General features: G+C 72.9%; 20 protein-coding genes. 12 read left to right on the top strand and 8 right to left on the bottom strand.

The genetic code is table 11. The features are described 5' to 3' along the window. The first annotated feature begins 76 nt into the window (after positions 1-76). Together ACIPWA_RS10505 and trpD are read left to right on the top strand one after the other, a co-directional pair. A complete protein-coding gene (locus tag ACIPWA_RS10505) occupies positions 77-550 on the top strand; it encodes a hypothetical protein (RefSeq protein WP_231907549.1) in 474 nt (157 codons plus the stop codon). A gap of 86 nt (positions 551-636) precedes the next feature. Then, on the top strand, positions 637-1,692 hold the full coding sequence (gene trpD, locus ACIPWA_RS10500; protein WP_068706698.1) for an anthranilate phosphoribosyltransferase: 1,056 nt from the start codon (positions 637-639) through the stop codon (positions 1,690-1,692). A 136-nt stretch (positions 1,693-1,828) separates the two neighbouring features. On the opposite strand, the gene ACIPWA_RS10495 is transcribed toward trpD, so the two are convergent. Both ACIPWA_RS10495 and ACIPWA_RS10490 read right to left on the bottom strand, forming a co-directional pair. Beyond that, positions 1,829-2,110 (bottom strand): Lrp/AsnC family transcriptional regulator, encoded by a 282-nt coding sequence (locus tag ACIPWA_RS10495; protein ID WP_056650255.1) that lies wholly within the window; start codon positions 2,108-2,110, stop codon positions 1,829-1,831. Then, positions 2,104-3,981: a DEDD exonuclease domain-containing protein gene (locus ACIPWA_RS10490; protein ID WP_400289994.1), complete on the bottom strand. Its 1,878-nt coding sequence runs from the start codon at positions 3,979-3,981 to the stop codon at positions 2,104-2,106. The genes ACIPWA_RS10495 and ACIPWA_RS10490 overlap by 7 nt, the downstream gene beginning before the upstream one ends. Before the next feature lie 72 nt (positions 3,982-4,053). Between ACIPWA_RS10490 and ACIPWA_RS10485 the strand changes: the two genes are divergently transcribed. Next, positions 4,054-5,610, top strand: a complete 1,557-nt coding sequence (locus tag ACIPWA_RS10485) for an NYN domain-containing protein (protein ID WP_400289993.1) — start codon at positions 4,054-4,056, stop codon at positions 5,608-5,610. Positions 5,611-5,688: 78 nt separating this feature from the next. Here the strand turns inward: ACIPWA_RS10485 and ACIPWA_RS10480 are convergent, their stop codons facing one another. Then, a complete protein-coding gene (locus tag ACIPWA_RS10480) occupies positions 5,689-7,500 on the bottom strand; it encodes an AMP-dependent synthetase/ligase (RefSeq protein WP_056650247.1) in 1,812 nt (603 codons plus the stop codon). Positions 7,501-7,763: 263 nt separating this feature from the next. Here ACIPWA_RS10480 and ACIPWA_RS10475 point away from each other — a divergent pair, with 263 nt between their 5' ends. Further along, positions 7,764-8,711, top strand: a complete 948-nt coding sequence (locus tag ACIPWA_RS10475) for an ROK family glucokinase (protein WP_056650244.1) — start codon at positions 7,764-7,766, stop codon at positions 8,709-8,711. 214 nt (positions 8,712-8,925) lie between these two features. Here the strand turns inward: ACIPWA_RS10475 and ACIPWA_RS10470 are convergent, their stop codons facing one another. After that, the gene (locus ACIPWA_RS10470; protein WP_056650239.1) at positions 8,926-9,498 is read right to left on the bottom strand and encodes a hypothetical protein; all 573 of its coding nucleotides are present in this window, start codon (positions 9,496-9,498) and stop codon (positions 8,926-8,928) included. 60 nt (positions 9,499-9,558) lie between these two features. Between ACIPWA_RS10470 and ACIPWA_RS10465 the strand changes: the two genes are divergently transcribed. From ACIPWA_RS10465 to ACIPWA_RS10455, 3 genes are all read left to right on the top strand, one after another. Beyond that, positions 9,559-10,350: a lysophospholipid acyltransferase family protein gene (locus ACIPWA_RS10465; protein WP_231907543.1), complete on the top strand. Its 792-nt coding sequence runs from the start codon at positions 9,559-9,561 to the stop codon at positions 10,348-10,350. An 88-nt stretch (positions 10,351-10,438) separates the two neighbouring features. After that, on the top strand, positions 10,439-11,677 hold the full coding sequence (locus tag ACIPWA_RS10460) for a pyrophosphate--fructose-6-phosphate 1-phosphotransferase (RefSeq protein WP_056650236.1): 1,239 nt from the start codon (positions 10,439-10,441) through the stop codon (positions 11,675-11,677). A gap of 7 nt (positions 11,678-11,684) precedes the next feature. Continuing rightward, the gene (locus tag ACIPWA_RS10455; protein WP_400289986.1) at positions 11,685-13,037 is read left to right on the top strand and encodes a class II 3-deoxy-7-phosphoheptulonate synthase; all 1,353 of its coding nucleotides are present in this window, start codon (positions 11,685-11,687) and stop codon (positions 13,035-13,037) included. A gap of 222 nt (positions 13,038-13,259) precedes the next feature. Here ACIPWA_RS10455 and pknB read toward each other — a convergent pair whose 3' ends face one another. Then, positions 13,260-15,374 carry a Stk1 family PASTA domain-containing Ser/Thr kinase gene (gene pknB / locus ACIPWA_RS10450; RefSeq protein WP_400289984.1) on the bottom strand — a complete coding sequence of 705 codons (2,115 nt, stop codon included), beginning with the start codon at positions 15,372-15,374 and terminating at the stop codon, positions 13,260-13,262. A 127-nt stretch (positions 15,375-15,501) separates the two neighbouring features. Between pknB and ACIPWA_RS10445 the strand changes: the two genes are divergently transcribed. Further along, a complete protein-coding gene (locus ACIPWA_RS10445; RefSeq protein ID WP_056650227.1) occupies positions 15,502-15,921 on the top strand; it encodes an Rv2175c family DNA-binding protein in 420 nt (139 codons plus the stop codon). 118 nt (positions 15,922-16,039) lie between these two features. On the opposite strand, the gene ACIPWA_RS10440 is transcribed toward ACIPWA_RS10445, so the two are convergent. Together ACIPWA_RS10440 and ACIPWA_RS10435 are read right to left on the bottom strand one after the other, a co-directional pair. Then, positions 16,040-17,161 (bottom strand): polyprenyl synthetase family protein, encoded by a 1,122-nt coding sequence (locus tag ACIPWA_RS10440; RefSeq protein WP_068624755.1) that lies wholly within the window; start codon positions 17,159-17,161, stop codon positions 16,040-16,042. Between the two features lie 14 nt (positions 17,162-17,175). Further along, on the bottom strand, positions 17,176-17,748 hold the full coding sequence (locus ACIPWA_RS10435) for a hypothetical protein (RefSeq protein WP_400289982.1): 573 nt from the start codon (positions 17,746-17,748) through the stop codon (positions 17,176-17,178). Positions 17,749-17,869: 121 nt separating this feature from the next. On the opposite strand from ACIPWA_RS10435, the gene ACIPWA_RS10430 reads away from it, so the two are divergent. The 3 genes from ACIPWA_RS10430 to ACIPWA_RS10420 all read left to right on the top strand — a co-directional run bounded on the left by ACIPWA_RS10430 (position 17,870) and on the right by ACIPWA_RS10420 (position 21,405). Further along, complete coding sequence (locus ACIPWA_RS10430) at positions 17,870-19,024, top strand: DUF4192 domain-containing protein (protein WP_400289981.1); 1,155 nt, start codon at positions 17,870-17,872, stop codon at positions 19,022-19,024. A 117-nt stretch (positions 19,025-19,141) separates the two neighbouring features. Next, the gene (locus ACIPWA_RS10425) at positions 19,142-19,537 is read left to right on the top strand and encodes a universal stress protein (RefSeq protein WP_400289980.1); all 396 of its coding nucleotides are present in this window, start codon (positions 19,142-19,144) and stop codon (positions 19,535-19,537) included. Positions 19,538-19,833: 296 nt separating this feature from the next. After that, positions 19,834-21,405 (top strand): RNA polymerase sigma factor, encoded by a 1,572-nt coding sequence (locus tag ACIPWA_RS10420; protein ID WP_068624759.1) that lies wholly within the window; start codon positions 19,834-19,836, stop codon positions 21,403-21,405. Between the two features lie 349 nt (positions 21,406-21,754). Here the strand turns inward: ACIPWA_RS10420 and ACIPWA_RS10415 are convergent, their stop codons facing one another. Further along, positions 21,755-21,961, bottom strand: coding sequence for a DUF7455 domain-containing protein (locus tag ACIPWA_RS10415; RefSeq protein ID WP_056650208.1), 207 nt, complete (start codon positions 21,959-21,961; stop codon positions 21,755-21,757). A 167-nt stretch (positions 21,962-22,128) separates the two neighbouring features. Between ACIPWA_RS10415 and ACIPWA_RS10410 the strand changes: the two genes are divergently transcribed. Further along, positions 22,129-24,255, top strand: coding sequence for a DNA gyrase/topoisomerase IV subunit B (locus tag ACIPWA_RS10410; RefSeq protein WP_056650205.1), 2,127 nt, complete (start codon positions 22,129-22,131; stop codon positions 24,253-24,255). The last annotated feature ends 41 nt before the right edge of the window (positions 24,256-24,296 follow it).

Below are 24,296 nucleotides of genomic sequence, written 5' to 3'. Positions count from 1 at the left end.
ACCGCGGGCGTGGTGCCACCAGACCCGGCCGGCACCGGTCGGGACCACGTGAGACCCGAACGAGATGGAGGCGACGATGACGTCGACCACGAGCGGCACGACGACCACGTCCCCCGGCAGCGCGCTGTCGGCCCAGGGGACGGCCGTCGAGCCGACCACCGCGCCCCGTGAGGCGCGCGCTCCCCGCATCCTGCTCTACAGCGACGACGCGACCGTCCGCGAGCAGGTCCGGATGGCGGTCGGGCGTCGGGTCCGGGTCGGTGCTCCTGACATCGTCTGGAAGGAGGTCGCGACCGCTCCTGCGGTCGTCGCCGCGGCCGACGCGGGCGGCTGGGACCTCCTCGTGCTCGACGGCGAGGCCGACAAGGCCGGGGGCATGGGGCTGTCCCGTCAGCTCAAGAACGAGATCTACGAGTGCCCTCCCGTTCTGGTCCTCACGGGCAGGCCCCAGGACGGTTGGCTAGCATCGTGGTCGCTCGCCGACGATGCCGTTCCTCGGCCCTTCGACGCGATCGAGCTGCAGCGGGCGATCGTCTCGCTGATCGAATGACCTCATGAAGGGCAGGTCCTGTGACCACGACCCCGGGCAACCCGGCACACGCTTCCTCCGACCCCACGCCGACGGCCACCGTCCTGGTGTCCGAGCAGCCGGAGCCGACGTGGCCCGGGCTCCTCACGGAGCTCATCGCCGGCCATGACCTGAGCGCCGCGCAGACCGCATGGGCCATGGACAGGGTGATGACGGGCGAGGTCAGCCCCGTCCGCCTCGGAGCGTTCCTGATCGCTCTGCGGTCCAAGGGCGAGACGGTCGGTGAGCTGCGGGGCCTCGCGGACTCGATGCTCGCGCACGCCACGCGTTTCCAGGTCGCGGGCCCCTCGGTCGACATCGTGGGGACGGGGGGCGATCGTGCGCACACGGTCAACGTCTCGACGATGGCCGCCGTGGTCATCGCCGGGACCGGGGTGCGCGTCGTCAAGCACGGCAACCGTGCCGCGTCGTCCTCGTCGGGGTCGGCGGACGTGCTCGAGGTCCTGGGCATCCGGCTGGACCAGGCACCCGAGCGCGTGGCCCAGATCGTCGACGAGGTCGGCATCACGTTCTGCTTCGCGCAGGTCTTCCACCCCTCGTTCCGGCACTCGGCGGTCGCTCGCAAGGAGCTCGGCGTACCGACCGCCTTCAACTTCCTGGGGCCGCTCACGAACCCGGCGCAGCCTCGCGCCGCCGCGATCGGGGTGGCCGACGAGCGCATGGCGCCGCTCGTCGCGGGGGTCTTCGCGTCCCGTGGTGCGTCGGCGATCGTCTTCCGCGGCGACGACGGCCTCGACGAGCTGGCGGCGACGGGCACCTCGACGATCTGGGAGGTGCGCGACGGGGCGGTGACCGTCCACTCGCTCGACGCGGCCCGCGACCTCGGTCTCCAGCGGATCACGGTCGAGGACCTGCGCGGGGCCGACGCGGTGTTCAACGCCGAGGTCGCCCGGCGCGTCTTCGCGGGCGACCCGGGCCCCGCGCGAGAGACGGTCCTGCTCAACGCAGCAGCCGCGCTCGTGGCGGACGCGAGCCTGCCGGGGACCGCGGAGGGAACCCTCGTCGAGCGCCTCGCGGCCGGCATGCAGCACGCCGCCACGAGCATCGACTCGGGGGCGGCCGCGGCCGCTCTCGACCGCTGGGTCGCCGCGTCGTCGCGCTGACACGTACCGGTGGGGCGGCCTGCGAGGGCCGCCCCACCGGGGTTCCAGCGGTTCGTCAGGACCGGAGCTGCCTGTGCGGCGCCGCGCGCCGGCTCGTGGTGCGGCGCCCTGCCCGGTCCGCCTCGACCTGCGCGGGTCAGTCGTCCAGGCCGAGGGCGAACGCCTGCTCGAGGTCCACGTCGGAGTACGCGCGGAACGCGATGAACGTCTCGGTGCGCAGCACGCCGTGCACCTTGCTGATCTTGTCGGCGATCACGTCGGCGAGGTCGTCGTGCTCGTTGACGCGCACCATCGCGACGAGGTCCGCCTTGCCGGTCACCGAGTAGACCTCGCTGACACCCTTGAGCGAGGCGACGTGCGAGGCGACCTCCGGGATGAGGTTCGGTTCGGTGTCGATCAGCACGATCGCGGTCAGCATGGGTCCTCCGTCGGGTCCGTGGCACGTGGTTCGCCGGTCGGGGAACCGCTGCCCAATCTAGCCCTGCCGTGGTGGGCGACGCGCTGCGCGGTGCGGGTGCCGTCCGCGAAGGCGCGGGCCGAGCGGACGGGCCACGCGAGCGGGTGGCTGACGTCGACGAGCCGGACCCCTGGCTGCTCGAGCCATCCCAGGACCAGGTCGGCCTCGTGGGGGTGGCACGCGGGCGCGGGCGCCACGGGGGCCGGGACGTCCTCGGCTGTCGCGACGAGCGCGTCGATCGTCGGCCAGGGGTCGGCGCCGGAGGGGGAGAGGCCCGTGGCGGCGAGCCGCGCGTGCCGCACGACCACGATCTCCCAGCGGGAGCCCTCGACGGGGCGGGCAGCGACGAGCTGGGCGCACGCCGCGAGCGGGTGGAGCCGTTGGGCGCGCCCGGCGCCCAGGAGGAAGGCCTCGAGCCGGGAGGTGACGTCGGCGGCCTGCTCGTAGCGCTCGGTCGCGGCGAGCTCGGCGATGCGCGCGGTCAGGTGCTCGACGACGTCGGCCGGGTCGGTGAGCATGGTCGCCCGTGCGCGCCCCGCCACGGCCGGGTAGCCCTGCGGCTCCTGCGCGGTGGTGCACGGAGCGCCGCAGCGTCCCATCTCGGCGAGGGCGCACGCGCTCGCCCCCCGGGCGGGCAGCAGCGGGAGCCGCGAGGTGCACTGGCGCACGGGGAGGGCGTCGTGCAGGGCGTCGATCGCGAGCTGTGCCTGGCGCCGCGACGAGTACGGACCGATGTGCGCGGCGTCCGCGCGCACGTCCTGGACGATCGACAGGCGGGGGTGGTGCTCGCTCGTCAGACGGACCCAGCTCATGCGTTCGGGGAACTTGGACCGACGGTTGTAGCGCGGCGAGTGCTCGGCGATCAGCCGGAGCTCGCGCACCTGGGCCTCGAGCACCGTGGCGCACTCGACCGGCGTGACGGCGTGGGCGATCCGGACCATCTCGGTCATGCGGCCACGCTTCTCCGCGGCCGTGAAGTAGCTGCGCACCCGGCGCCTGATCGACGTCGAGGTGCCCACGTAGAGGACCTCCTCGCCGGGACCACGGAACATGTAGACACCTGGCCCGTCGGGTAGTCCGTCGGCGAGCGTGCGCTTGCGCCGGACGTCGGCCGGGACCGGGTCGGTCGCGGTCGCGAGGTCCTCGAGGTGCGTGACCCCGAACGGCGCCATGCGTTCGAGCAGCGCGTGCAGCACGTCGACCGTCGCGCGCGCGTCGGCCAGCGCGCGGTGCTCGGGGGTCACGGTCGCGTGGAAGAGCGAGGCCAGGGTCGAGAGCTTGTGGTTGGGGGCCTCGTCGCGGGTCACGACGCGTCGCGCGAGCGGCACGGTGTCGAGGACCTGGTTGCCCGGCCACTCGTAGCCCGCGTCCCGGGCGGCGGCCTTGAGGAAGCCGATGTCGAACGGCGCGTTGTGCGCGACGAGCACCGCGCCGCGGGAGAACTCCAGGAAGCTGGGCAGCACGGCCTCGATGGGTGGGGCGGTCGCGACCATCCCCGTGGTGATCCCCGTGAGGCGCGCGATGAACGCGGGGACCGGGGTACCGGGGTTGACGAGGGTCTGGAACTCGCCGAGCACCTCGCCGCCGCGGACCTTGACCGCCCCGATCTCCGTGATCCCGGCCGAGGCGGGCGAGCCGCCCGTCGTCTCGAGGTCCACGACCACGAAGGTCACGTCCTGCAGGGGCGTACCGAGCTCGTCGAGCCCGAGCTGGACCGGAGCGGCTCCCTCGACCGCCGTGGGCGTGAAGGCGTGGACCGAGAGCAACCGGGTCCCGCCCGGCGCGGGCGGTCGGCGTGGTGCGTCCCGGGTGGGGACGGTCGTGGACGACATGGGGTGAAGGTAGCCGCGGGCACTGACACGTCCGTCCGCGCGATGCATGATCGCTGCCCGTAGTGTGGACCCATGGATGGGACGAGTCGGGACAAGAAGGACACACCGCATCGGTCGGACGACGCGCCGCCCGACCCGCTCGTCGTCCCCTCCGTCGTCCGCACCCAGCTCCTCGAGCTCTCCGCGCGTGTCCTGGGCACCTGGGAGCCGTCGACCGTCCCGGTGCCCCTGCGCAGGGTCCGCACGTTCGCGCCACGCCGGCGCGCGGTGTCGGGCGCGGCGCCGCTGTGGCAGGCGCTCGAGACCAGTGCGTCGTTCCGGCACGCGGTCGCGGCCGCGTGGAGCACCGCGCACCCGCGGGAGGCGCGAGCCCTCCGGCCCGACGGCGGCACGTCGGCGGCAGGCGACGCCGCCCAGGGCGCGGCGGGCGCGGGAGGCGGGGCGCGCGGCGACGCCGCGCCCGAGGCGGCGGAGGCCCTGGTCCCCACCCCCACGTCGGACGACTCGAGCACGACGACAGGTACGGCTCCCGCGCGGGACGGGGGCTCCGCCGTCGGGCAGGGGGAGGGCGAGGGAGCGCGGGCCGCGAGCGACCTCGTGGAGCTGGCCGTCGGCGCGTTCCTCCTGCGACCCGACGGCTGGGAGGCCCACCTGGCCCGCGCGGCCGAGGCCCTCGAGGCGCAGGCCGAGGCGCAGCGCCGCGCGCTGGAGGCCGAGCGCGCCGCGGGGGAGCGCGACCGGGCCGTCGCGGAGCTCGCCGCGGCCCAGGAGGCAGCGGCGGCGGACCGCGCAGCGCTCGAGGAGGCGCGGGCCGAGATCGCGACCCTGCGTCGGCAGGAGCGCAAGCTCCGCTCGGACGCCGACCGTGCCCGCGCCGAGGCGCGGTCAGCGCTCGCCGAGGCTGCCGCGCGCACCGAGGCTGCCGAGGCGCTCGCGGCCCGGGCCGCCGACGAGCGGCGCGAGGCGTCGGTCGCGCTCGACCGGGCGCACGCGGCCCGGGACGAGGCGCGCACGCTCACGCACACCGGTGCCGAGCTGGCCAACGCGCGCGCCCGGCTCCTGCTGGAGACGGTCGTGGACGCGGCCGTCGGGCTCCGTCGCGAGCTCGGGATCCCGCCGACCACGCTCCGCCCGGCCGACACCGTCGCTCCCGCGGACAGCGCAGGTGCCCCGGGGGTCCCCGGCCGCACCCGGCCCGGGTCGCGCGGGCGTGCCGGGGACGATCCCGCGCTGCTCGACGACGTCCTGGCCGTCCCCCAGATGCACCTGATCGTCGACGGGTACAACGTGACCAAGACCGGCTTCGGTGCGCTGACCCTCGCGCAGCAGCGCCGCCGTCTCGTGGACGGGCTCGTGCGCGTCGCGTCGCGCACGGGGGCCGAGGTCACGTGCTGCTTCGACGGCCAGGACCTGGGCCACCTGCCGCCCGCGAGCACCCGCGGGGTACGCGTGCTGTTCACGTCGGGCGAGATCGCCGACCACCTGATCCGCCGGCTCGTCGCGGCCGAGCCGGAAGGCCGGCCCGTCGCGGTCGTCACGAGCGACCGGGAGGTCGCGGACGACGTCCAGGCCATGGGGGCCGTGGCGATCGGGTCGCCCGCGCTCGTCGCGCGGCTCGCGCGGCTCTGAGAGCGGGGACCGCGGACAGCAGGACGGCCGGCCCCCCTCGTGGGGACCGGCCGTCCTGCTGTGCGCTCTCCGTGCGGATCAGTGGGCGGCAGCACCCGCGTAGATCGCGTCGACCTCGACCGAGAAGTCCTGGAGCACGACGTTGCGCTTGACCTTGAGCGAGGGCGTCAGGTAGCCGTTCTCGACCGTGAAGTCCGTCGTCAGGATCGTGAACTTGCGGATGGACTCGGCGCGCGAGACGGCCTTGTTGGCGCGGTCCACGGCGGTGTCGAGCGCTGCGAGGACGTCGACGTCGATCGCCGCGGCCTCGACGGTCATGGGCTCCTTGCCGTGCATCGCGAGCCACCCGGGCAGGCCCTCGGGATCGATCGTCATGAGCGCGCCGATGAACGGCTGCCCGTCCCCGACGACCACGCACTGGCTGACAAGGGCGTGCGCACGGATGCGGTCCTCGAGCACGGCCGGGGCGACGTTCTTGCCGCCGGCGGTCACGATGATCTCCTTCTTGCGGCCCGTGATGCGCAGGAACCCGTCGGCGTCGAGCGAGCCCAGGTCGCCCGTGCGGAACCAGCCGTCGACGAACGCGTCCTGCGTGGCCTGCGGGTTGTTGTGGTACCCGCGGAACACGTGGTGGCCCTTGAGGAGGATCTCGCCGTCCTCGGCGATCCTGGCCCCGCAGCCCGGGAGCTGGGGCCCGACGGTGCCGATCTTGGTCGCGGTCGGACGGTTCACCGACGTCGGCGCGGTGGTCTCGGTCAGGCCGTAGCCCTCGAGGATGCGCACGCCGATGCCGCGGTAGAAGTGTCCGAGCCGCTCGCCGAGCGGGGCGCCGCCCGAGACGGCCCACTTGGTCTGCCCGCCGAGCGCCGCGCGCAGCTTCTTGTAGACGAGCGCGTCGGCGACCTTGTGCTGGAGCTTGAGACCGATGCCCGGGCCCTTGGGGTCGTCCAGGGCGCGGGAGTAGGCGATCGCGGTCGCGGCGGCCCAGTGGAAGATCTTGACCTTGCCACCGGCGGCGGCCTTCTGCTCCGAGGAGTTGTAGACCTTCTCGAACACGCGAGGGACCGAGAGGATGTACGTCGGCTTGAACTCGCCCAGGTCCTCGAGGAGGGTCTTGGTGTCCGGGGTGTGCCCGAGGACCGTGCCGCCCGCCACGACGAGCACGCCGATGAAGCGCGCGAACACGTGCGCCAGGGGCATGAACAGCAGCGTGCGACCGTTCGCCTCGGCGAAGACCTCGGGCAGCGCCTTCACGGCGTTGACGGTCAGCGAGTAGAAGTTCTCGTGCGTGAGCTCGGCGCCCTTGGGCCGTCCCGTGGTGCCCGAGGTGTAGATGATGGTCGCGACGTCCGCGAGGTTCGCGAGGCCGCGACGGCGGGCGATCTCGTCGTCGCTGACGTCCTTGCCCGCCTCCTTGAGCGCGGCGATCCCGCCGTCGTCGATCACGAACACCTGGCCCAGCTCGGGCGCCTGTGCCCGGACCTCCTCGACCGTGGCGGCGTGCGCGGGGGACTCGACCACCAGCAGCCTGACCCCCGCGTCCGAGAGGATCCACTGGACCTGCTCGGCGCTCGAGGTCTCGTAGAGCGGCACGGGCACCGCTCCCGCGGCCCACGTGGCCCAGTCGAGCAGGGTCCACTCGTAGCGGGTGCGGGACATGATGCCGACGTGCTCGCCGGGCTGGATGCCCAGGGCCACGAGGCCCTTGGCGACGGAGACGACGTCGGCGTCGACCTCCCGTGCGGTCAGTGTCTTCCAGGGGGCGCCCGGCCCGCTCTTGACCTCGACCATCGGCTGGTCGGGCCCGGCCGCGACACGGCTGGCGAAGAGGTCGTTGAGGTTGTCGAGGGGATCGACATCGATGATGCGCGGTGCGCTGAACTCGTCCATGCTGGCTCCAGTGGCAGAAGTCGACGGTGTGAGAACACTACCCACAGGTCGGAAGTGTCGTTGACCGCCTCCGAGTCGGTACTCTTCATGGTGCTGTGCGCTGTTGCGCAAGATTTCAGGCCGTACCTGGGCGAACGCCGGGATCGACCGACGATCGGAGCCGACGGACGTACGCAGAACCGATGCCGAGGCGGTGCACAACCGTTACCGGCGGGTGTTCCCATCCTGTGAGTTCCAGACCGCTACGTGAGTGAGGACCTGACATGCATGCCATCGGAGTCGACATCGGCGGAACGAAGATCGCCGCGGGTGTGGTCGACGAGAACGGCAAGATCCTTGCGCAGACGCGTCGCGACACCGAGCCCGACGACGTCGCGAGCATCGACGCAGCGGTCGCCGACGTGTACGCCGAGCTGTCCAAGGAGTTCGAGGTCGAGGCCATGGGCCTGGCCGCAGCCGGCTTCGTGAGCCCCGACCGCACGTCGGTCCTCTTCGCCCCCAACATCGCGTGGCGCGAGTACCCGCTGGCCGACAAGGTCCGCGCGCTGATCGGCGACGACGACGTGAAGATCGTCGTCGAGAACGACGCCAACGCCGCGGGCTGGGCCGAGTTCCAGTTCGGCGCGGGACGCGACGCCTCGGACATGCTCATGCTCACGGTCGGCACGGGGCTGGGCGGCGCGATCATCGTCGACCGCAAGCTCGTGCGCGGTCGCTGGGGTGTGGCGGCCGAGGTCGGGCACATGCGCGTCGTGCCCGGCGGGCACTACTGCGGGTGCGGCCACGAGGGCTGCTGGGAGCAGTACGCGTCGGGCAGCGCGCTCGTGCGCGACGGCCAGGCCGCGCTCATCGCCCAGCCGGACCGGGCTGCCGCGCTGCTCGAGCTCGCGGGCGGCGACGCCTCCAAGCTCAACGGCCCCCAGATCACGCAGGCCGCGCAGGACGGCGACGAGCTCGCGATCGAGCTGCTCGCAACCCTCGGCCGGTGGATCGGCGAGGGTGCAGCCTCGGTCACGGCGCTGCTCGACCCCGAGCTGATCGTCATCGGCGGTGGCGTCGGCGCAGCCGGCGACCTGCTGCTCCAGCCGGTGCGCAAGGCGTTCGCCGACCAGCTCTCGGCTCGTGGGCACCGCCCCGAGGCGCAGATCGACCTCGCCCAGCAGGGCAACGAGGCCGGCATCGTCGGCGCCGCGGACCTCGCTCGCAGCTAGTCGCATCGCCTCTGTCACGGGAACGGCCCACGACCTCTGCACGAGGTCGTGGGCCGTCGGGCTGCTCGGTCGGCCGTCCTGTCAGGGAAGATGGCCGGTCGGTCGTCCCGCCCGGGTGCGCAGCGCACCCGGGGCGCGCGACGTCGTCGGGCACGGGAGGGCACGACCCGGCGCCGCCCGGACCCCTGCCGCGGTGCGTGCGGGGCGCGGATCGTCAGACGACGGCGCCCGGCCCCGCACGGTCGTCCTCACGGCGGTGGGGCATGCGCCACACGAGCACCGCGAGCCCGACCAGGAACAGGCCGCCCGCGACCTGGGCCACGATCGTCGGGAACGGGCGGAGCACGACCATCCCGACGAGCAGGAGGATCGGGATGCCGGCGACCAGGCCCCAGGCCATGGTGAGCAGCGGGTCGCGGCCCATGCCGATGTCCGGGTCCGGGGGAGTGAAGTGGCTCTCGGCCTCCTCGAGGTCCTCGACCTCGGGCGTGGCCGGCCAGTCCCGGGGGCCGGCCGGGCCCTGGACCCAGGGCGCGACCGGGAACGTCTCGTGCAGGTCGCGCGGGGCCGAGGGGCGCGCGTCGGGCCCGGACGGGCCGGGACCCGCCTCGGCGACGGCCGACTCCGCCGCGGCCGAGACGTCCGAGAGGTCCGCCACGATGTCGGCCCAGCGGGCCTCGACGTCGGGGAGGTCGTCCTTCGGCGTGGTCGGCTGGTCGTCGGTCGGCTCGATCGCGTCGTCCTTCCCGTCGTTCTCGTCCTGCGGTCCTGCATTCGGTGCGGCCATGGGGTTCACTCTAGAGTCGGAACCGCAGCCCGTGTTCGCGGGGTGCTCCAAGGAGGAACGTTGTTCTACTGGTTCATGAAGCAGGTGATGGTCGGCCCCCTGCTCCGGCTGCTGTACCGTCCGTGGACGCGCGGCGTCGACAACGTCCCCGACGAGGGCGGAGCGATCCTCGCGAGCAACCACCTCGCGGTCATCGACTCCTTCATCCTGCCCCTCGTGCTGAACCGCAAGGTCCAGTTCCTCGGGAAGTCCGACTACTTCACGGGCAAAGGCGTCAAAGGGCGTCTGACGGCCGGGTTCATGCGGGGCGTGGGCACCATCCCCGTCGACCGTGCGGGCGGCAAGGCCAGCGAGGCCGCGCTCAACACGGGCCTGCGGGTCCTGGGCGACGGCGAGCTGTTCGGCATCTACCCCGAGGGCACGCGCAGCCCCGACGGGCGCCTGTACCGCGGCAAGACCGGCGTGGCCCGCCTCGCGCTCGAGTCCGGCGCGCCCGTCGTCCCGGTCGCGATGATCGGCACCAACATCGCCCAGCCCATCGGCAAGGTGATCCCCAAGCCCATGCGGATCGGGATCGTGATCGGCGAGCCGCTCGACTTCAGCCGCTACAAGGGCATGGAGAACGACCGCTTCATCCTGCGCGCCGTCGCGGACGAGATCATGTACGCGATCATGAGCCTGTCGGGCCAGGAGTACGTGGACATCTACGCCGCGACGGCCAAGGCGCGCCTCGCGGCCGGACCCGCCGCTACCACACCGCCGGCCTCGCCCGCAGCGCCGGGCGGCAGGCCGGTCCCGGACGTCCAGGTGCCGGAACCGCCGCAGGAGGACCCCGCGCCGTCAGTAGACTGAGGGAGCAGGCCGTCCCGCTGCCCCGGGGGATCCCCGGCGTCGATCGACGCAGGCACGGCGGCATCCTTCAACGAGAGGCTCCTTTGCTATGTCTGATCGTCGGCAGGTTCGTCGCGTCGCACTCCTGACGGCCGGTGGTTTCGCCCCGTGCCTGTCCTCCGCCGTGGGCGGTCTGATCGAGCGCTACACCGAGCTCGCCCCCGAGGTCGAGATCATCGCCTACCAGCACGGCTACCACGGCCTGCTGACCGGCAACAAGATCGTCGTCGACGAGGAGACCCGGAAGAACGCGGGCATCCTGCACCGCTTCGGTGGCTCGCCGATCGGCAACTCGCGCGTCAAGCTCACCAACGCGAAGGACTGCGTCAAGCGCGGCCTCGTCCAGGAGGGCCAGGACCCGCTGCAGGTCGCCGCGGAGCAGCTCAAGGCCGACGGCGTCGACGTCCTGCACACCATCGGTGGCGACGACACCAACACGACCGCGGCGGACCTCGCGGCCTACCTGCACGAGAACGACTACGAGCTCACGGTCGTGGGCCTGCCCAAGACGATCGACAACGACGTGATCCCGATCCGTCAGTCGCTCGGTGCGTGGACCGCCGCCGAGGAGGCCGCGGGCTTCGCGCGCAACATCATCGGCGAGCACCGCTCGGGCCCGCGCATGCTGATCGTGCACGAGGTCATGGGCCGTCACTGCGGCTGGCTGACCGCCGCCTCGGCCGCCGAGTACCGCAAGTGGCTCGACACGCAGGAGTGGGTCCCGGGCATCGGCCTGACCAAGGAGCGGTGGGACATCCACGCGGTGTTCGTCCCCGAGCTCGCGCTCGACATCGAGGCCGAGGCCGCGCGTCTGCGCACCGTCATGGACGAGGTCGGCAACGTCAACATCTTCCTGTCCGAGGGCGCGGGCATGAACGAGATCGTCGCGCAGCTCGAGGCGTCGGGCGAGACGGTCGAGCGCGACCCGTTCGGCCACGTCAAGCTCGACACCATCAACCCGGGTGCCTGGTTCGCCAAGCAGTTCGCGGAGAAGCTCGGCGCCGAGAAGACCATGGTCCAGAAGTCGGGCTACTACTCGCGCGCCGCGGCCGCGAACGCCGAGGACCTGCGCCTCATCAAGTCGATGACGGACCTCGCCGTGGACTGCGCGTTCAAGGGCGAGTCGGGCGTGATCGGCCACGACGAGGAGAACGGCGACCGCCTGCGCGCGATCGAGTTCCCGCGCATCGCGGGCGGCAAGGCGTTCGACGTCTCCCAGCCGTGGTTCGGCGACCTGCTGGGCGAGATCGGCCAGCCGCTCGTGCCCGCTGCTCCCACGGCGCACTGATCCGCTGATGGCGACCACGACCGGCGCGGAGATCACCCAGGGACTGGACGCGTTCCGTTCCCTCGTCGCGCAGCAGCAACCCACGTGGCCCGACGCCGCGGCCCTCGCGGACGTGTCCGCGCGGCTCGCGGCCTCCGCGCCGCTCGTGGTCCCCTCGGAGGCCGACACCCTGCGCTCGCGGCTCGCCGCCGCGGGCCGGGGTGAGGCCTTCCTCCTGCAGGGCGGTGACTGCGCCGAGACGTTCGCGGACGCCAACGCCCTGCGCATCCGCAACAAGGTCCGCACCATCCTGCAGATGGCCGTGATCCTGACGCACGGCGCGAGCATGCCTATCGTGAAGATGGGTCGGCTCGCGGGGCAGTACGCCAAGCCGCGCAGCTCGAACGACGAGACGCGCGAGGGGGTCACGCTGCCCGCGTACCGCGGCGACATGGTCAACGGGCACGCCTTCACGACCGAGGACCGCGTCCCGGACCCCGAGCGGCTCATGCAGGCCTACCGGATCTCGTCGGCGACCCTCAACGTGGTTCGGGCGTTCACGGGTGGCGGTTTCGCCGACCTGCGACAGGTGCACGAGTGGAACCGCGGCTTCATGCGCAACCCCGCATACGCGCGCTACGAGAGCACGGCCGCGGAGATCGACCGTGCGATCCGCTTCATGAAGGCGTGCGGGGTCGACTTCGACGCGCTGCGCACGGTCGAGTTCTTCGTGAGCCACGAGGCGCTCATCCTCGACTACGAGCGCTCGCTCACGCGCATCGACTCGCGCTCGGGCAACGCGTACGACACCTCGGGGCACTTCCTGTGGATCGGTGAGCGCACGCGCCAGCTCGACGGCGCGCACGTGGACTTCCTGTCGCGCGTGGCCAACCCGATCGGGGTCAAGCTCGGTCCCGCCACGGCTCCCGACGACGCGCTGCGCCTGATCGACAAGCTCAACCCGGACGCGATCCCGGGCCGGCTGACGTTCATCACGCGCATGGGAGCGGGTCGGATCCGCGACGCGCTGCCCGCGCTCGTCGAGGCCGTGCGCGAGTCCGGCGCCCCCGTCACGTGGGTCACGGACCCCATGCACGGCAACACCATCACCTCGGACAGCGGGTACAAGACGCGCCGCCTCGAGGACGTCCTGGACGAGGTCCGCGGCTTCTTCGAGGTCCATCGCTCGCTCGGCACGGTGCCCGGCGGACTGCACGTCGAGCTCACGGGCGACGACGTGACCGAGGTGCTGGGCGGCAGCGAGGAGATCGACGACGCGGGGCTGGCCCTGCGTTACGAGACCCTCGTGGACCCGCGCCTGAACCACCAGCAGTCGCTCGAGATGGCCTTCCAGGTCGCGGAGATGCTCCAGGCGCGCTGAGCCGGCGTCCGCTCACGACCGGGCCCGAGGCCCGGGAAGACCCACGCAGCCCGACGGCGGCGCACCCGCAGGTGCGCCGCCGTCGGGCTGTCTCGTGCCGGGGGAGAGGGAGTGTGCGAGGTCGAGGGGCCCGGAGGGGGCTCGCGAACGGCCAGGTGGCCGAGCCGGGGTCAGAAGACCGAGCAGGGTCCGGAGACCGAGCCGATCAGAAGACCGAGCACGTCAGAAGACGTTGACGACGACCGTCGACCCCTTGGGCGCGGTCTTCCCGGCCCCGCCCTCGGGTGACTGGGCGTAGACGATGTTGAGCGGGCTGATGCCCTGCGGGTGGCGCACCTCGACGACGAAGCCCGCGTCCGTGAGCATCTTCTCGGCCTCGGTGACGTTGCGCCCGTAGGTGTTGGGGATCTCGACGAGCGGTGGGCCGAGCGAGACGACGAGCGCGACCTTGTCACCGCGGTGACCCTCGCTCCCGTTCTCGGGGGTCTGGCTGATGACGAGCCCCGCGGCGACCGTCTCGGAGTAGTCGTCGGTCGAGCTCGGGTCGAGGCCGAGGTCGGTGAGGGCCTTGAGCGCGGCCTCCTTCTCGAGCCCCACGACCTGCGGGACCGTCACGGGGGCAGGCCCCTGGGAGACCGTCAGCTGGACGACGGTGCTGTGGGGCTGCGAGCTGCCCTCGGGCACCGAGACGGCGAGCACGTCGCCCGCGGGCATGTTGTCGCTGTAGTCCTCGACCGGGTCGCCGACCTCGAAGCCCGCGGCCTCGAGGGCAGCGGTCGCCGAGTCAGCCGTGGTCCCGACGAGCCCGGTCGGGACGTCGAGCATCTTGACCCCGAGCGAGACCAGCAGGTTCACGGCACCGTCCTTGCGGACCTTGCCGCCCGCGGGGGGATCGGTCGAGATCACCGTGCCGGCCGGGAAGCTGTCGTCGTAGGCCTCCTTGACCGTGCTGCGCAGGTCGACCGCCCGGAGCGTCGTCTCGGCCTCGGCCTGCGTCGCGCCCACCAGGTTCCCGGGGACGGCCGTGTAGGCGCCCGGGCCGCTGAGGAACCACCAGGACGCGCCGACAGCGGCCCCGGCGAGGAACAGGACGACCACGAACCACCACCAGCCGGCACGCCGACGGCGTGACCGGGGTGAGGGGGTGCCGTCGTCGGGGCCGTCGACCGCCAGGTCGCCGCGCGACATCGCGAGCGTGTGCTGCACGCCGTCGCCCTGGGCCGACGTCGTGACCAGGTGAGCGGTCGACGCGGGCCCGATGTCTGTGAGGACGGTCGTGGGGGTCGAGTCGGGCTGGGCGGGCGCGAGGGAGCCGGCCTGCCTGTCCAGGGCGGCGCGAGACGCGCCGGCGGTCGCGGCCCCCACCGCGGCGACCGAGGCCAGCACCGCCGTCGCGCCGGAGTCCGGGCTCTTTCGGTCCGTGCCTGCCGTGCCTGCCGTGCCGCTGCTCGCGGAGACCGATCGCCGGTCGAGGACGGCCGGGTCGAGCGCTGCCCGGGTCTGGCGCACCAGGGTCAGGGCCGCCCCGGCGTCGACCGGCCGGTCGTCGGGTGTGCGCGCCGCGAGGGCGCAGACCAGCACGTCGAGCTCGGCGGGGAGCCATGGTTCGACGTCGGAGGGTGGCGGCACGTCGGAGTTGACGTGCTGGAAGGCGACCTGCAGCGGGGTCTCGCCCGTGTAGGGGAGGCGGCCCGTGAGCATCTCGTAGGCCATGACACCGACCGCGTACACGTCCGTCCGTGCGTCGCAGCGGCCCGACGTGATCAGCTCGGGGCCGAGGTAGGCGACTGTGCCGAGGATGGTGCTGGTCGCGGTCGACGCGGCCTCCGTCACGGCACGCGCGAGACCGAAGTCCGCGACCTTGACGTGCCCGGACGCGTCGATCAGGACGTTCTCCGGCTTGACGTCGCGGTGGACCAGGCCCTTGCGGTGGGCCGCGGCCAGGGCGTCCAGGATCTCCTCGAGCAGCTCGAGGGTGCGGCCCACGGCCAGCACGCGCTCGTCCTGCAGGACGTGGCGGAGCGTCGTGCCCGGTACGTACTCCATGGTCAGGTAGCTGGTCTCGCCGTCGATCCCCTGGTCGTAGACGGCGACCACGCCCGCGTGGGTCAGGCCCGCCGCGGCCCGCGCCTCGCGCCGGAAGCGCGAGACGAACTCCGCGCCGTCCGAGCCCTCGGCCAGGTGGGGGTGCATGACCTTGAGCGCGACCTCGCGGTCGAGTCGTCGGTCCAGCGCCAGGTACACCGTGGCCATGCCGCCACGGGCGATCTTGGACACGACCTCGTACCGCCCGTCGACCAGGCGGCCGACGAACGGATCAGTCGTCACAGTTGCCACGTGGGAAGTCTAGGCGTCCTGGGACGTGGAACCGGTGAGGCGCCGCATCGTGGTGGTGGGGGTCGTGCGGACGGATCGTGAGCGACGGGGGGCGGGCGCCGTGCCCGGAGCCACGTACGCTGGTCCCGTGACTGATGTGACTGACCTCGAGCAGCTCGTTCCCGAGTGGCTGACCCTTCCCCAACTCGCCGAGGTGCTCGGCACGACCGTGACGCAGGCCCGCAGCATCGTCCAGGACCGGCGCGTCGTCGGCGTCAAGCGTGGCGAACGCACCTCGTTCCAGATCCCCGCGGCCTTCGTGGTCCCGGCGCACCGCGCCAACCCGGCCAACGTGGCGCCCGCCCCCGAGAACCCCGAGGACGGGCGCCACGTGGTGCTCATGTCCGTGCAGGGCACGGTCGCGGTCCTCACCGACTTCGGTTTCACCGACGCGGAGATCATCGAGTGGCTCTTCAGCCCGGACGAGGCGCTCGGGACGTCGCCCATGGAGGCGCTGCTCGCCGGACGCAAGGCCGAGGTGCGTCGGGTCGCCCAGGCGCTGCTCTGACCTCCTGACGCCCGGCGCCGCTCGGCGGTGACGCGCACCGTCGAGCGGCGACCGTCGGACGCGCGCCGCCGGAGGCGCAGCGCGGGCCGGTCGGTGTCCGACGCCGACGCGCCGAGCCTCAGGCCGTGCGCTGCACCGCGGCGCGCGCGAGCTCGGCGACCACCTCGGCACCCGGCGCCGCGAGGTCGGCTGCGTCGAGCGCCGCGAAGGCCTGCTCGCTCAGCTCGTCGATGAGCCGCTCGACCGCCGCGACCGCGCCGGTCTCGACCAGCAGCCCACGCAGCGTGTCGACCGTGGCCAGGTCCAGCGCGGGGTCGCCCAGAGCACCCAGCAGCAGCTCGCGCTGGGCAGGCGTCGCGGTCCGCAGCGCCCGCGAGACCAGCACGGTCCGCTTGCCCTCGCGCAGGTCGTCCCCGGCGGGCTTGCCCGTCGTGGACGGGTCGCCGAACACTCCCAGCAGGTCGTCGCGGAGCTGGAACGCCTCGCCGATCGGCAGACCGTAGGTGGGGACCGCCGCGAGGCGGTCGGGGGAGGCGCCCGCGAGGGCCGCCCCCAGCGCGAGCGGGTGCTCGACCGAGTACCGCGCCGACTTCGAGCGGATCACCGCGCGCGCCCTGGCCTCGTCGGCGTCGAGGTCCTGGCCCCACGGCACGGCCTGCGCGAGCACGTCGAGGTACTGCCCGACCGTGACCTCGGTCTGCATGTCGTCGAACAGCGTCCGGGTCCGCAGCGCGACGTCCTCGGGGACCCCGACGAGCGCCCCACGGATCTCCGCCTGGCTCCCGATGAGGCACAGGTCGCCGAGCAGGATCGCGGCCGACGAGCCGTACTGGACGTCGCTGCCGGACCAGGCCGCGTCGCGGTGCCGCGCCGCGAACGCCCGGTGTGCGGCGGGACGGCCGCGCCGGGTGTCGGAGTTGTCCATGACGTCGTCGTGGAAGAGCGCGGCCGCCTGGAAGAGCTCGAGCGCGGCGCCCGTCCGGACGGCCGCGCGCCGGCGTCCGTCGTCGACCTGGCCGCCGTGCGCGCGCCAGGACCAGTAGCAGAAGGCGGCTCGCAGCCGCTTGCCGCCCGTGAGCAGGTCGGCGGTCGCCTGGGCGAGCGGTGCGGCGTCCTCGCCGATCGCGGCGAGCTGGGCCCGCTGGGCGTCGAGGAAGGCGCTGAGAGCCGCGTCGACGTCGGGGCGGAGGTTCTCGCGGTCGACGGGCAGGGAGGCGGGCGCAGGGGCGTCAGCAGGCATGACCGCAGCCTAGGTCACGCGGGAGGCGCGACCTGCCCGCTGACCGTCACGAGCCGGGCGTCCTCTGTGTCGAGGACGCCCACGAACAGGGTCTCGGTCGCGCCCTCGGGCGTCGCCCGGTTGAACGCGGCCTGGCCGCTCAGGCCGCCCGTCGAGGAGCCCTCGACCGCGGTGAAGCCCGCCGCGGCCATCGCCTGCGAGTAGAAGTCGAGGACCTCTTGGACCGAGGCGGTCGACGCGAGGTTGAGCGTGACCTGGCGCAGGGGCTGGCCCTCGACGTCGGCCGCGGAGCTCGCGAGGACCTGCGCCTCGGGCGGGACGGGGACGACGTCGGCCGGGAAGCCCGCGACGAGCGAGCCAGCGACGGAGCTCTCGTCGAACGAGGGCATGTCGGCAACGGGGGACAGGCCCTCGGGAGCCGGGGCGGAGGCATCGCCCGACGGCGTCGCGCCCGTGCCTCGGTCGGGTCCGGTCGGAGAGTCGGCGGGGGCCGAGCAGCCCGCGAGCAGACCGAGCGCGAGGCAGGCTGCGGCAGCGGTCGCCCCCACGGTCCGGGGGCGATCGATCGAGTCAGGTGGACGACGCACCCCCACACCGTAGTCAGTGCGCGGTACGTGGCTCGACCACAGCCCACGCCGGCCCGGCCCGATGTCCACAGCCGTGCCCGCCCTCTCCTCAGGACGCCGGTCGCGCGGTGGGATGAGCGACATGACGACCACGATCCGGGCCCGCGGGCCCCGCGAGCTTCTCGCCTACGTCCCCTTCCGGCTCGGGTACCGCCCCGCCGACAGCGCGGTCCTGATCAGCCTGCGCGCCCCGCGCGGCCGGGTGGGCCTGGTCGCCCGTACGGACCTGGCCGACCTCGCGGACCTCGAGCACGGCCCGCAGGTCGCCCGCACGCTCGTGTCCCACCTGTGCGCCGACGGTGCACGGCGCGCGGTGCTCGTCGTGTACACCGACGTGGACCTGCGCGCGGGCGGCGCCCCGGCGGCCCGTGAGCGTGCGGCGGTCGAGCACTGCCGGGAGGCCGCCGAGGACTTCCTCGGCGACCTCGAGGTCTGGGTCGTGGGCCCGCGGGGGTACTCCTCGCTCGACTGCCTCGACGAGGCGTGCTGCCCCGCGGCAGGCAGGCCCCTCACCGACCTCGAGTCCACCCAGGTCGGCGCGCACATGGTCCTTGCGGGGGCTGCGGTCGCGCCCTCCCGGGCCCACTCCTTCGCGATCCCGGTCGTCGAGCCCGCGCTGCGCCGTCGGGCGGTCCGGGCCTCCGCGCGCTGGCGCGCCGACCGCGAGAAGGCGCTCGCGGTCGGCGGGGACGCCGCAGCCCGCTGGCGGGCCGGAGGGCTCGAGGCGTGGCGGTCCGCGGTCGCGGTCGCCGACCGGCGCGAGGGTGGGGGCGAGACAGTGCTTCCGCCCGCCCTCCTGGGACGACTCGAGGCGGCGCTCGAGAGCATCCCGGTCCGGGACGCCGTCCTGCTCTCGTTCGCCGCGGGCACCGAGGACGTCGCGCGCCTCACCGCGACCGCCGTCCCGGGACCGCGGGTCGAGGCGGGGACCGCCTCGGCCATCGCGGCGATGGTCGACCCCGCGGTCGGGCTCCCGCCGGACCCGGACGTCGTGCGGAGCGCACGCACGGTCCTCGAGGCCGTCGTGGGAGCCGGCCGCACGGGGCGACAGGCGCCGGCGCTCACGCTCCTCGCCCTCCTCGCCTGGTGGGAGGGCGACGGCGGGCTCGCCGCGGACCGGCTCGGGAGGGCGCTCGACGCGGATCCCGCCTACCGGCTCGCGCTGCTCGTGAGGAGCGCGCTCGAGGTGGGGCTCGCGCCGGGTTGGGCCCGCGCCGAGGCAGGTGTCGCGAGGTGAGGATCCACGGGCGTTCCGGTACCGTCGCACCTGCCGGGGTGGTCCCGGTCCGCAGCCCGGGAGCAGCCCGTCCTGCGCGCGCCAGCAGGCATGCCTCAGGCATGACGGAGGAATCCCATGACAGTCGTTGTCGGCTACCTGTCCACCCCCGAGGGGCGCGAGGCGCTCGGCACGGCCGTCGACGAGGCGATCAGCCGTCGGAGCGAGCTCCTGGTCGTCGTGAGCGACAAGGACGGCCGGTCCCTCCCCGAGCAGGTCGAGGAGCGGCTCGCGGACATCGCCCGGATCACGGCGCCGCTCGACGAGGCGGGGATCGCTCACCAGGTCGTGACGGGCACGGGCGAGGTCGCGGAGGACCTGGTGTCGACCGCGGAGACCCATGGTGCCGGCCTGATCGTCATCGGTCTGCGGCGGCGGAGCCCGGTCGGCAAGCTCATCCTCGGGTCCAACGCCCAGCGCATCCTCCTGGACGCTCCCTGCCCGGTGCTCGCGGTCAAGCCCCACCGACCCTGACACGGCTCGCAGGACCCGTGAGGCGTCGCCCGGACGGCCGCGACGCGCGCGGGCAGGAGGGTGTGACCAGGACCATCGTCGGGGGGAATCTTCCGCGGCTCCGGTGCGTTGACCAGGGGACGACAGCAGCGGAGTGGACGTGTGCAGGCCCGTTGGCGGCAACTCACCCGCGTCGGAACACGCTTCACCGGCGTCCGACGACGGTTCGGCCGGTACAATATAGGTGTCCGCACATGATCCGAGAGTCCTCCGATCTCCCGGGCACGCCCCTCCAGTGATTGCCGAAAGGTCGGTTTGTGGCGCCCTCTTCCCAGAACCCCGCTCTCCCGCACGAGTTCGAACACCCCGCGTTGCAGGAACTGCTGCGCAAGGGCAGTGAGAACGGCCGGGTCGACGCCGAGAGCTTCCGCAACGCCTGCGAGAGCGCGACGATCGGCGACCCCAAGCGTCTGAAGGCCGTGCTGCGTGCACTGGCCGGTGCCGGTGTCGAGGTCGAGATCCCCGTCGCGACCAAGGTCGCCGCCGCCACCTCCTCGCGCTCCACCACGACGTCGCGGGCCGTCAAGCCCGCCACCAAGAAGGCCGCGACCCCGCGGGCAGGTGCCGTCACGACGACGCGCACCGCTGCGGCCACCGCAGCCGCCGCGGCTGAGTCCACGGACGCCGCGACCGACGAGGCCGCAGCGCCCGCCGCCAAGGCCCCCGCGGCGCGCAAGCGTGCCACGACGGCCAAGACGGCTGCACCCAAGGCCGCGGCCACGACGCGCCGCAAGCGCGGCGCCAAGGACGACGAGGACTCCGACGAGGTCGTGGTCGAGGACCTCGTCGAGACCGACGACGACGCGGAGACCCCCGCGACCGCCGCCAAGCCCGCCGAGGAGGCCGACGAGTCGCGTGGCTTCGTCTACTCCGACGCGGACGACGACGACGCCCCTGCCCAGCAGGTCGTGACCGCGGGCGCCACGGCGGACCCGGTCAAGGACTACCTCAAGCAGATCGGCAAGGTCGCGCTGCTGAACGCCGAGCAGGAGGTCGAGCTCGCCAAGCGCATCGAGGCCGGCCTGTTCGCCGAGGAGCGCCTGAGCTCGGGCGACACGTTCGAGCCCAAGCTGCGCCGTGAGCTCGAGTGGATCTCGGGCGACGGTCGTCGCGCCAAGAACCACCTGCTCGAGGCCAACCTGCGTCTGGTCGTCTCGCTCGCCAAGCGCTACACGGGCCGCGGCATGCTCTTCCTGGACCTGATCCAGGAGGGCAACCTCGGTCTGATCCGTGCGGTCGAGAAGTTCGACTACACCAAGGGCTACAAGTTCTCGACGTACGCGACGTGGTGGATCCGGCAGGCCATCACGCGAGCCATGGCCGACCAGGCCCGCACCATCCGTATCCCGGTGCACATGGTCGAGGTCATCAACAAGCTGGCCCGCGTGCAGCGCCAGATGCTCCAGGACCTGGGCCGCGAGCCCACGCCGGAGGAGCTCGCCAAGGAGCTCGACATGACCCCCGAGAAGGTCGTCGAGGTCCAGAAGTACGGCCGCGAGCCCATCTCGCTGCACACGCCGCTCGGCGAGGACGGCGACAGCGAGTTCGGTGACCTCATCGAGGACTCCGAGGCCGTCGTCCCCGCGGACGCCGTGAGCTTCACGCTGCTCCAGGAGCAGCTGCACCAGGTCCTCGACACGCTCTCCGAGCGTGAGGCCGGCGTGGTCTCCATGCGCTTCGGCCTGAGCGACGGGCAGCCCAAGACGCTCGACGAGATCGGCAAGGTCTACGGCGTGACGCGCGAGCGCATCCGTCAGATCGAGTCCAAGACCATGTCGAAGCTGCGTCACCCGAGCCGCTCGCAGGTCCTGCGCGACTACCTGGACTGACCGGTTCCACCAGCAGCGCCGAGAGGCCCGCACCCCGCGAGGGGTGCGGGCCTCTCGTACGTCCGGGGTCGTGCGCCCTGCCCACGCCCGGCCCGGGCGAGACGGGGTACGGGGGGCGCGTGGCGCCGTCGGGCACGGGGGAGCGTCGCGTGCTGGCGAGAGGCTTGCACGAGGCGCGCCCGCGCCGTCGGGAGCGGCACGGGCGCTGCTCCTGCGGCCCGACGGCGGGGGCTCCGTCCGGCACGCACGTCGCCCGGGCGCCGTGGTCCGGACAGAAAGAACCCCGGCCGGTGATGATCACCGGTCGGGGTTCAGGGTGTCCTGTGCGCGTCGAGCGCACGCGGGGGTCTCAGCGAGCGCCGTGCTCCGCGAGCAGGCGGTCGGTCTCGTCCTGGACGTGCGTCGCGATGTCTGCGTAGGCGGCAGCGTGCGCGCGGGCGTGGTGGGCGCAGAAGAGCAGCTCCCCACTCGGCATGGTCACGCGCACGTACGCCTGGGCGCCGCAACGGTCGCAACGGTCGGCCACGGTCAGCGGTTCAGTCGTCGTAGCAGTCACGTGACCATGTAATCATCCCGGGACCCTTTCCTCGTACCGAAATGGCCCGGGTTCGCTACCCGCGTAGCCGCGGCTTCTCGGGAATACGGAGGCCGTGGGAACCGAGTGCGACGCGTCACGGCCCGGCGGCGAGGACCTGTGGGTGGCAGCGTCTAGGCTTTCCCTTCGTGACGACCACCTCTGAGTCCAGCTACACCGCACGGCACCTCTCCGTCCTCGAAGGACTCGAGGCCGTCCGCAAGCGACCCGGCATGTACATCGGGTCCACCGACTCGCGCGGTCTCATGCACTGCCTGTGGGAGATCATCGACAACTCGGTCGACGAGGCCCTCGCGGGCAACTGCGACGCGATCGAGGTCGTGCTGCACGCCGACACCTCGGTGACGGTCAAGGACAACGGGCGCGGCATCCCCGTGGACATCGAGCCCAAGACGGGCCTCAGCGGCGTCGAGGTCGTCTTCACCAAGCTGCACGCGGGCGGCAAGTTCGGCGGCGGCTCGTACACGGCCTCGGGCGGGCTGCACGGTGTGGGCGCCTCGGTCGTCAACGCGTTGTCCTCGCGCCTCGACGTCGAGGTGGACCGCAGCTCCAAGACCTACCGCATGACGTTCCACCGCGGCGAGCCCGGGGTGTTCGCGGACCCCGCGTCCGGACCGGACCCGGACGCAGCCTTCACACCGTTCGTCGAGCGCTCCGAGCTGGCCGTCGTGGGCAAGGCGCCCCGCGGGAGGACCGGGACCCGCGTGCGCTACTGGGCGGACCGCCAGGTGTTCCCCAAGACCGCGGTCTTCTCCTACGACGAGCTCGTGACGCGCGCGCGGCAGACGACCTTCCTCGTGCCCGGCCTCAAGATCACGCTGCGCGACGAGCGCGGGCTGCCCGGCACGCCCGGCGCCGACGGCCCGGTCGAGGAGAGCTTCCAGCACTCGGGCGGCACGATCGACTTCGTCGACTTCCTCGCCCCGGACCCCGCGGTGACCGCGACGTGGCACCTGACGGGTTCCGGCACGTTCAAGGAGACCGTCCCGGTCCTCGACGAGCGGGGCCACCTGACCCCGCAGGAGGTCACGCGCGACTGCGAGGTCGACGTGGCGCTGCGCTGGGGCACGGGCTACGACACCGAGCTGCGGACCTTCGTCAACATCATCTCGACGCCCAAGGGCGGCTCGCACCTCGCGGGCTTCGAGGCCGGGCTGCTCAAGATCCTGCGCAAGGGCGTCGAGACCAACGCCCGCCGGCTCAAGGTGTCCACCAAGGACGCCTCGGAGCGCATCGAGAAGGACGACGTCCTCGCGGGACTCACGGCCGTGCTCACGGTCCGGCTCGCCGAGCCGCAGTTCGAGGGGCAGACCAAGGAGGTCCTCGGGACGGCCCCCGTCCGGGCGATCGTGGCGCGCGTCGTCGAGCAGCAGCTCGGCGCCATGCTGACCTCGACCAAGCGCGACGAGAAGACGCAGGCCTCCCTGCTCCTCGACAAGGTCGTCGCCGAGATGCGCGCCCGCATCACCGCGCGCAAGCAGAAGGAGATCTCGCGCCGCAAGAACGCGCTCGAGACCTCGTCGCTGCCGTCCAAGCTCGCCGACTGCCGCAGCGACGACGTCGAGCGCAGCGAGCTCTTCATCGTCGAGGGGGACTCGGCCCTCGGCACGGCCAAGCTCGCCCGCAGCTCCGACTTCCAGGCGCTCCTGCCCATCCGCGGGAAGATCCTCAACGTCCAGAAGGCCTCGGTCACGGACATGCTCCGCAACGCGGAGTGCGCCGCGATCATCCAGGTCATCGGTGCCGGCTCGGGGCGCTCGTTCGACCTCGAGGGCGCGCGCTACGGCAAGGTCGTGCTCATGACGGACGCGGACGTGGACGGCGCGCACATCCGCACGCTCCTGCTCACGCTCTTCTTCCGGTATATGCGCCCCCTCGTGGACGCGGGCCGGGTCTACGCGGCCGTGCCGCCGCTGCACCGCGTCGAGGTCATCGGCGCGGGCTCGCGCAAGAACGAGTACATCTACACGTACTCCGAGGCCGAGCTGCGCGACGTGCTCAAGAAGCTCGACCGGTCCGGCAAGCGCTACAAGGAGGACATCCAGCGCTACAAGGGGCTCGGGGAGATGGACGCCGACCAGCTCGCGGAGACCACCATGGACCCGCGCCACCGCACGCTGCGCCGCGTCACCGCGGAGCACGCCGAGTCCGCCGAGCGCGTGTTCGAGCTGCTCATGGGATCGGACGTCGCACCGCGCAAGGACTTCATCATCGCGGGGGCCGCAGGGTTGGACAGGGCGCGCATCGACGCCTGACGTCCCGTCTGCTGGGCGCTCGCCCCGCCTCGGGGCGAGCG

The sequence above is a fragment of the Oerskovia enterophila genome, assembly GCF_044748475.1.
GTDB lineage: Bacteria > Actinomycetota > Actinomycetes > Actinomycetales > Cellulomonadaceae > Oerskovia > Oerskovia enterophila.
The sequence above is the reverse complement of the archived record's forward strand: the minus strand, read 5'-3'. Positions and strand labels throughout refer to the sequence as shown.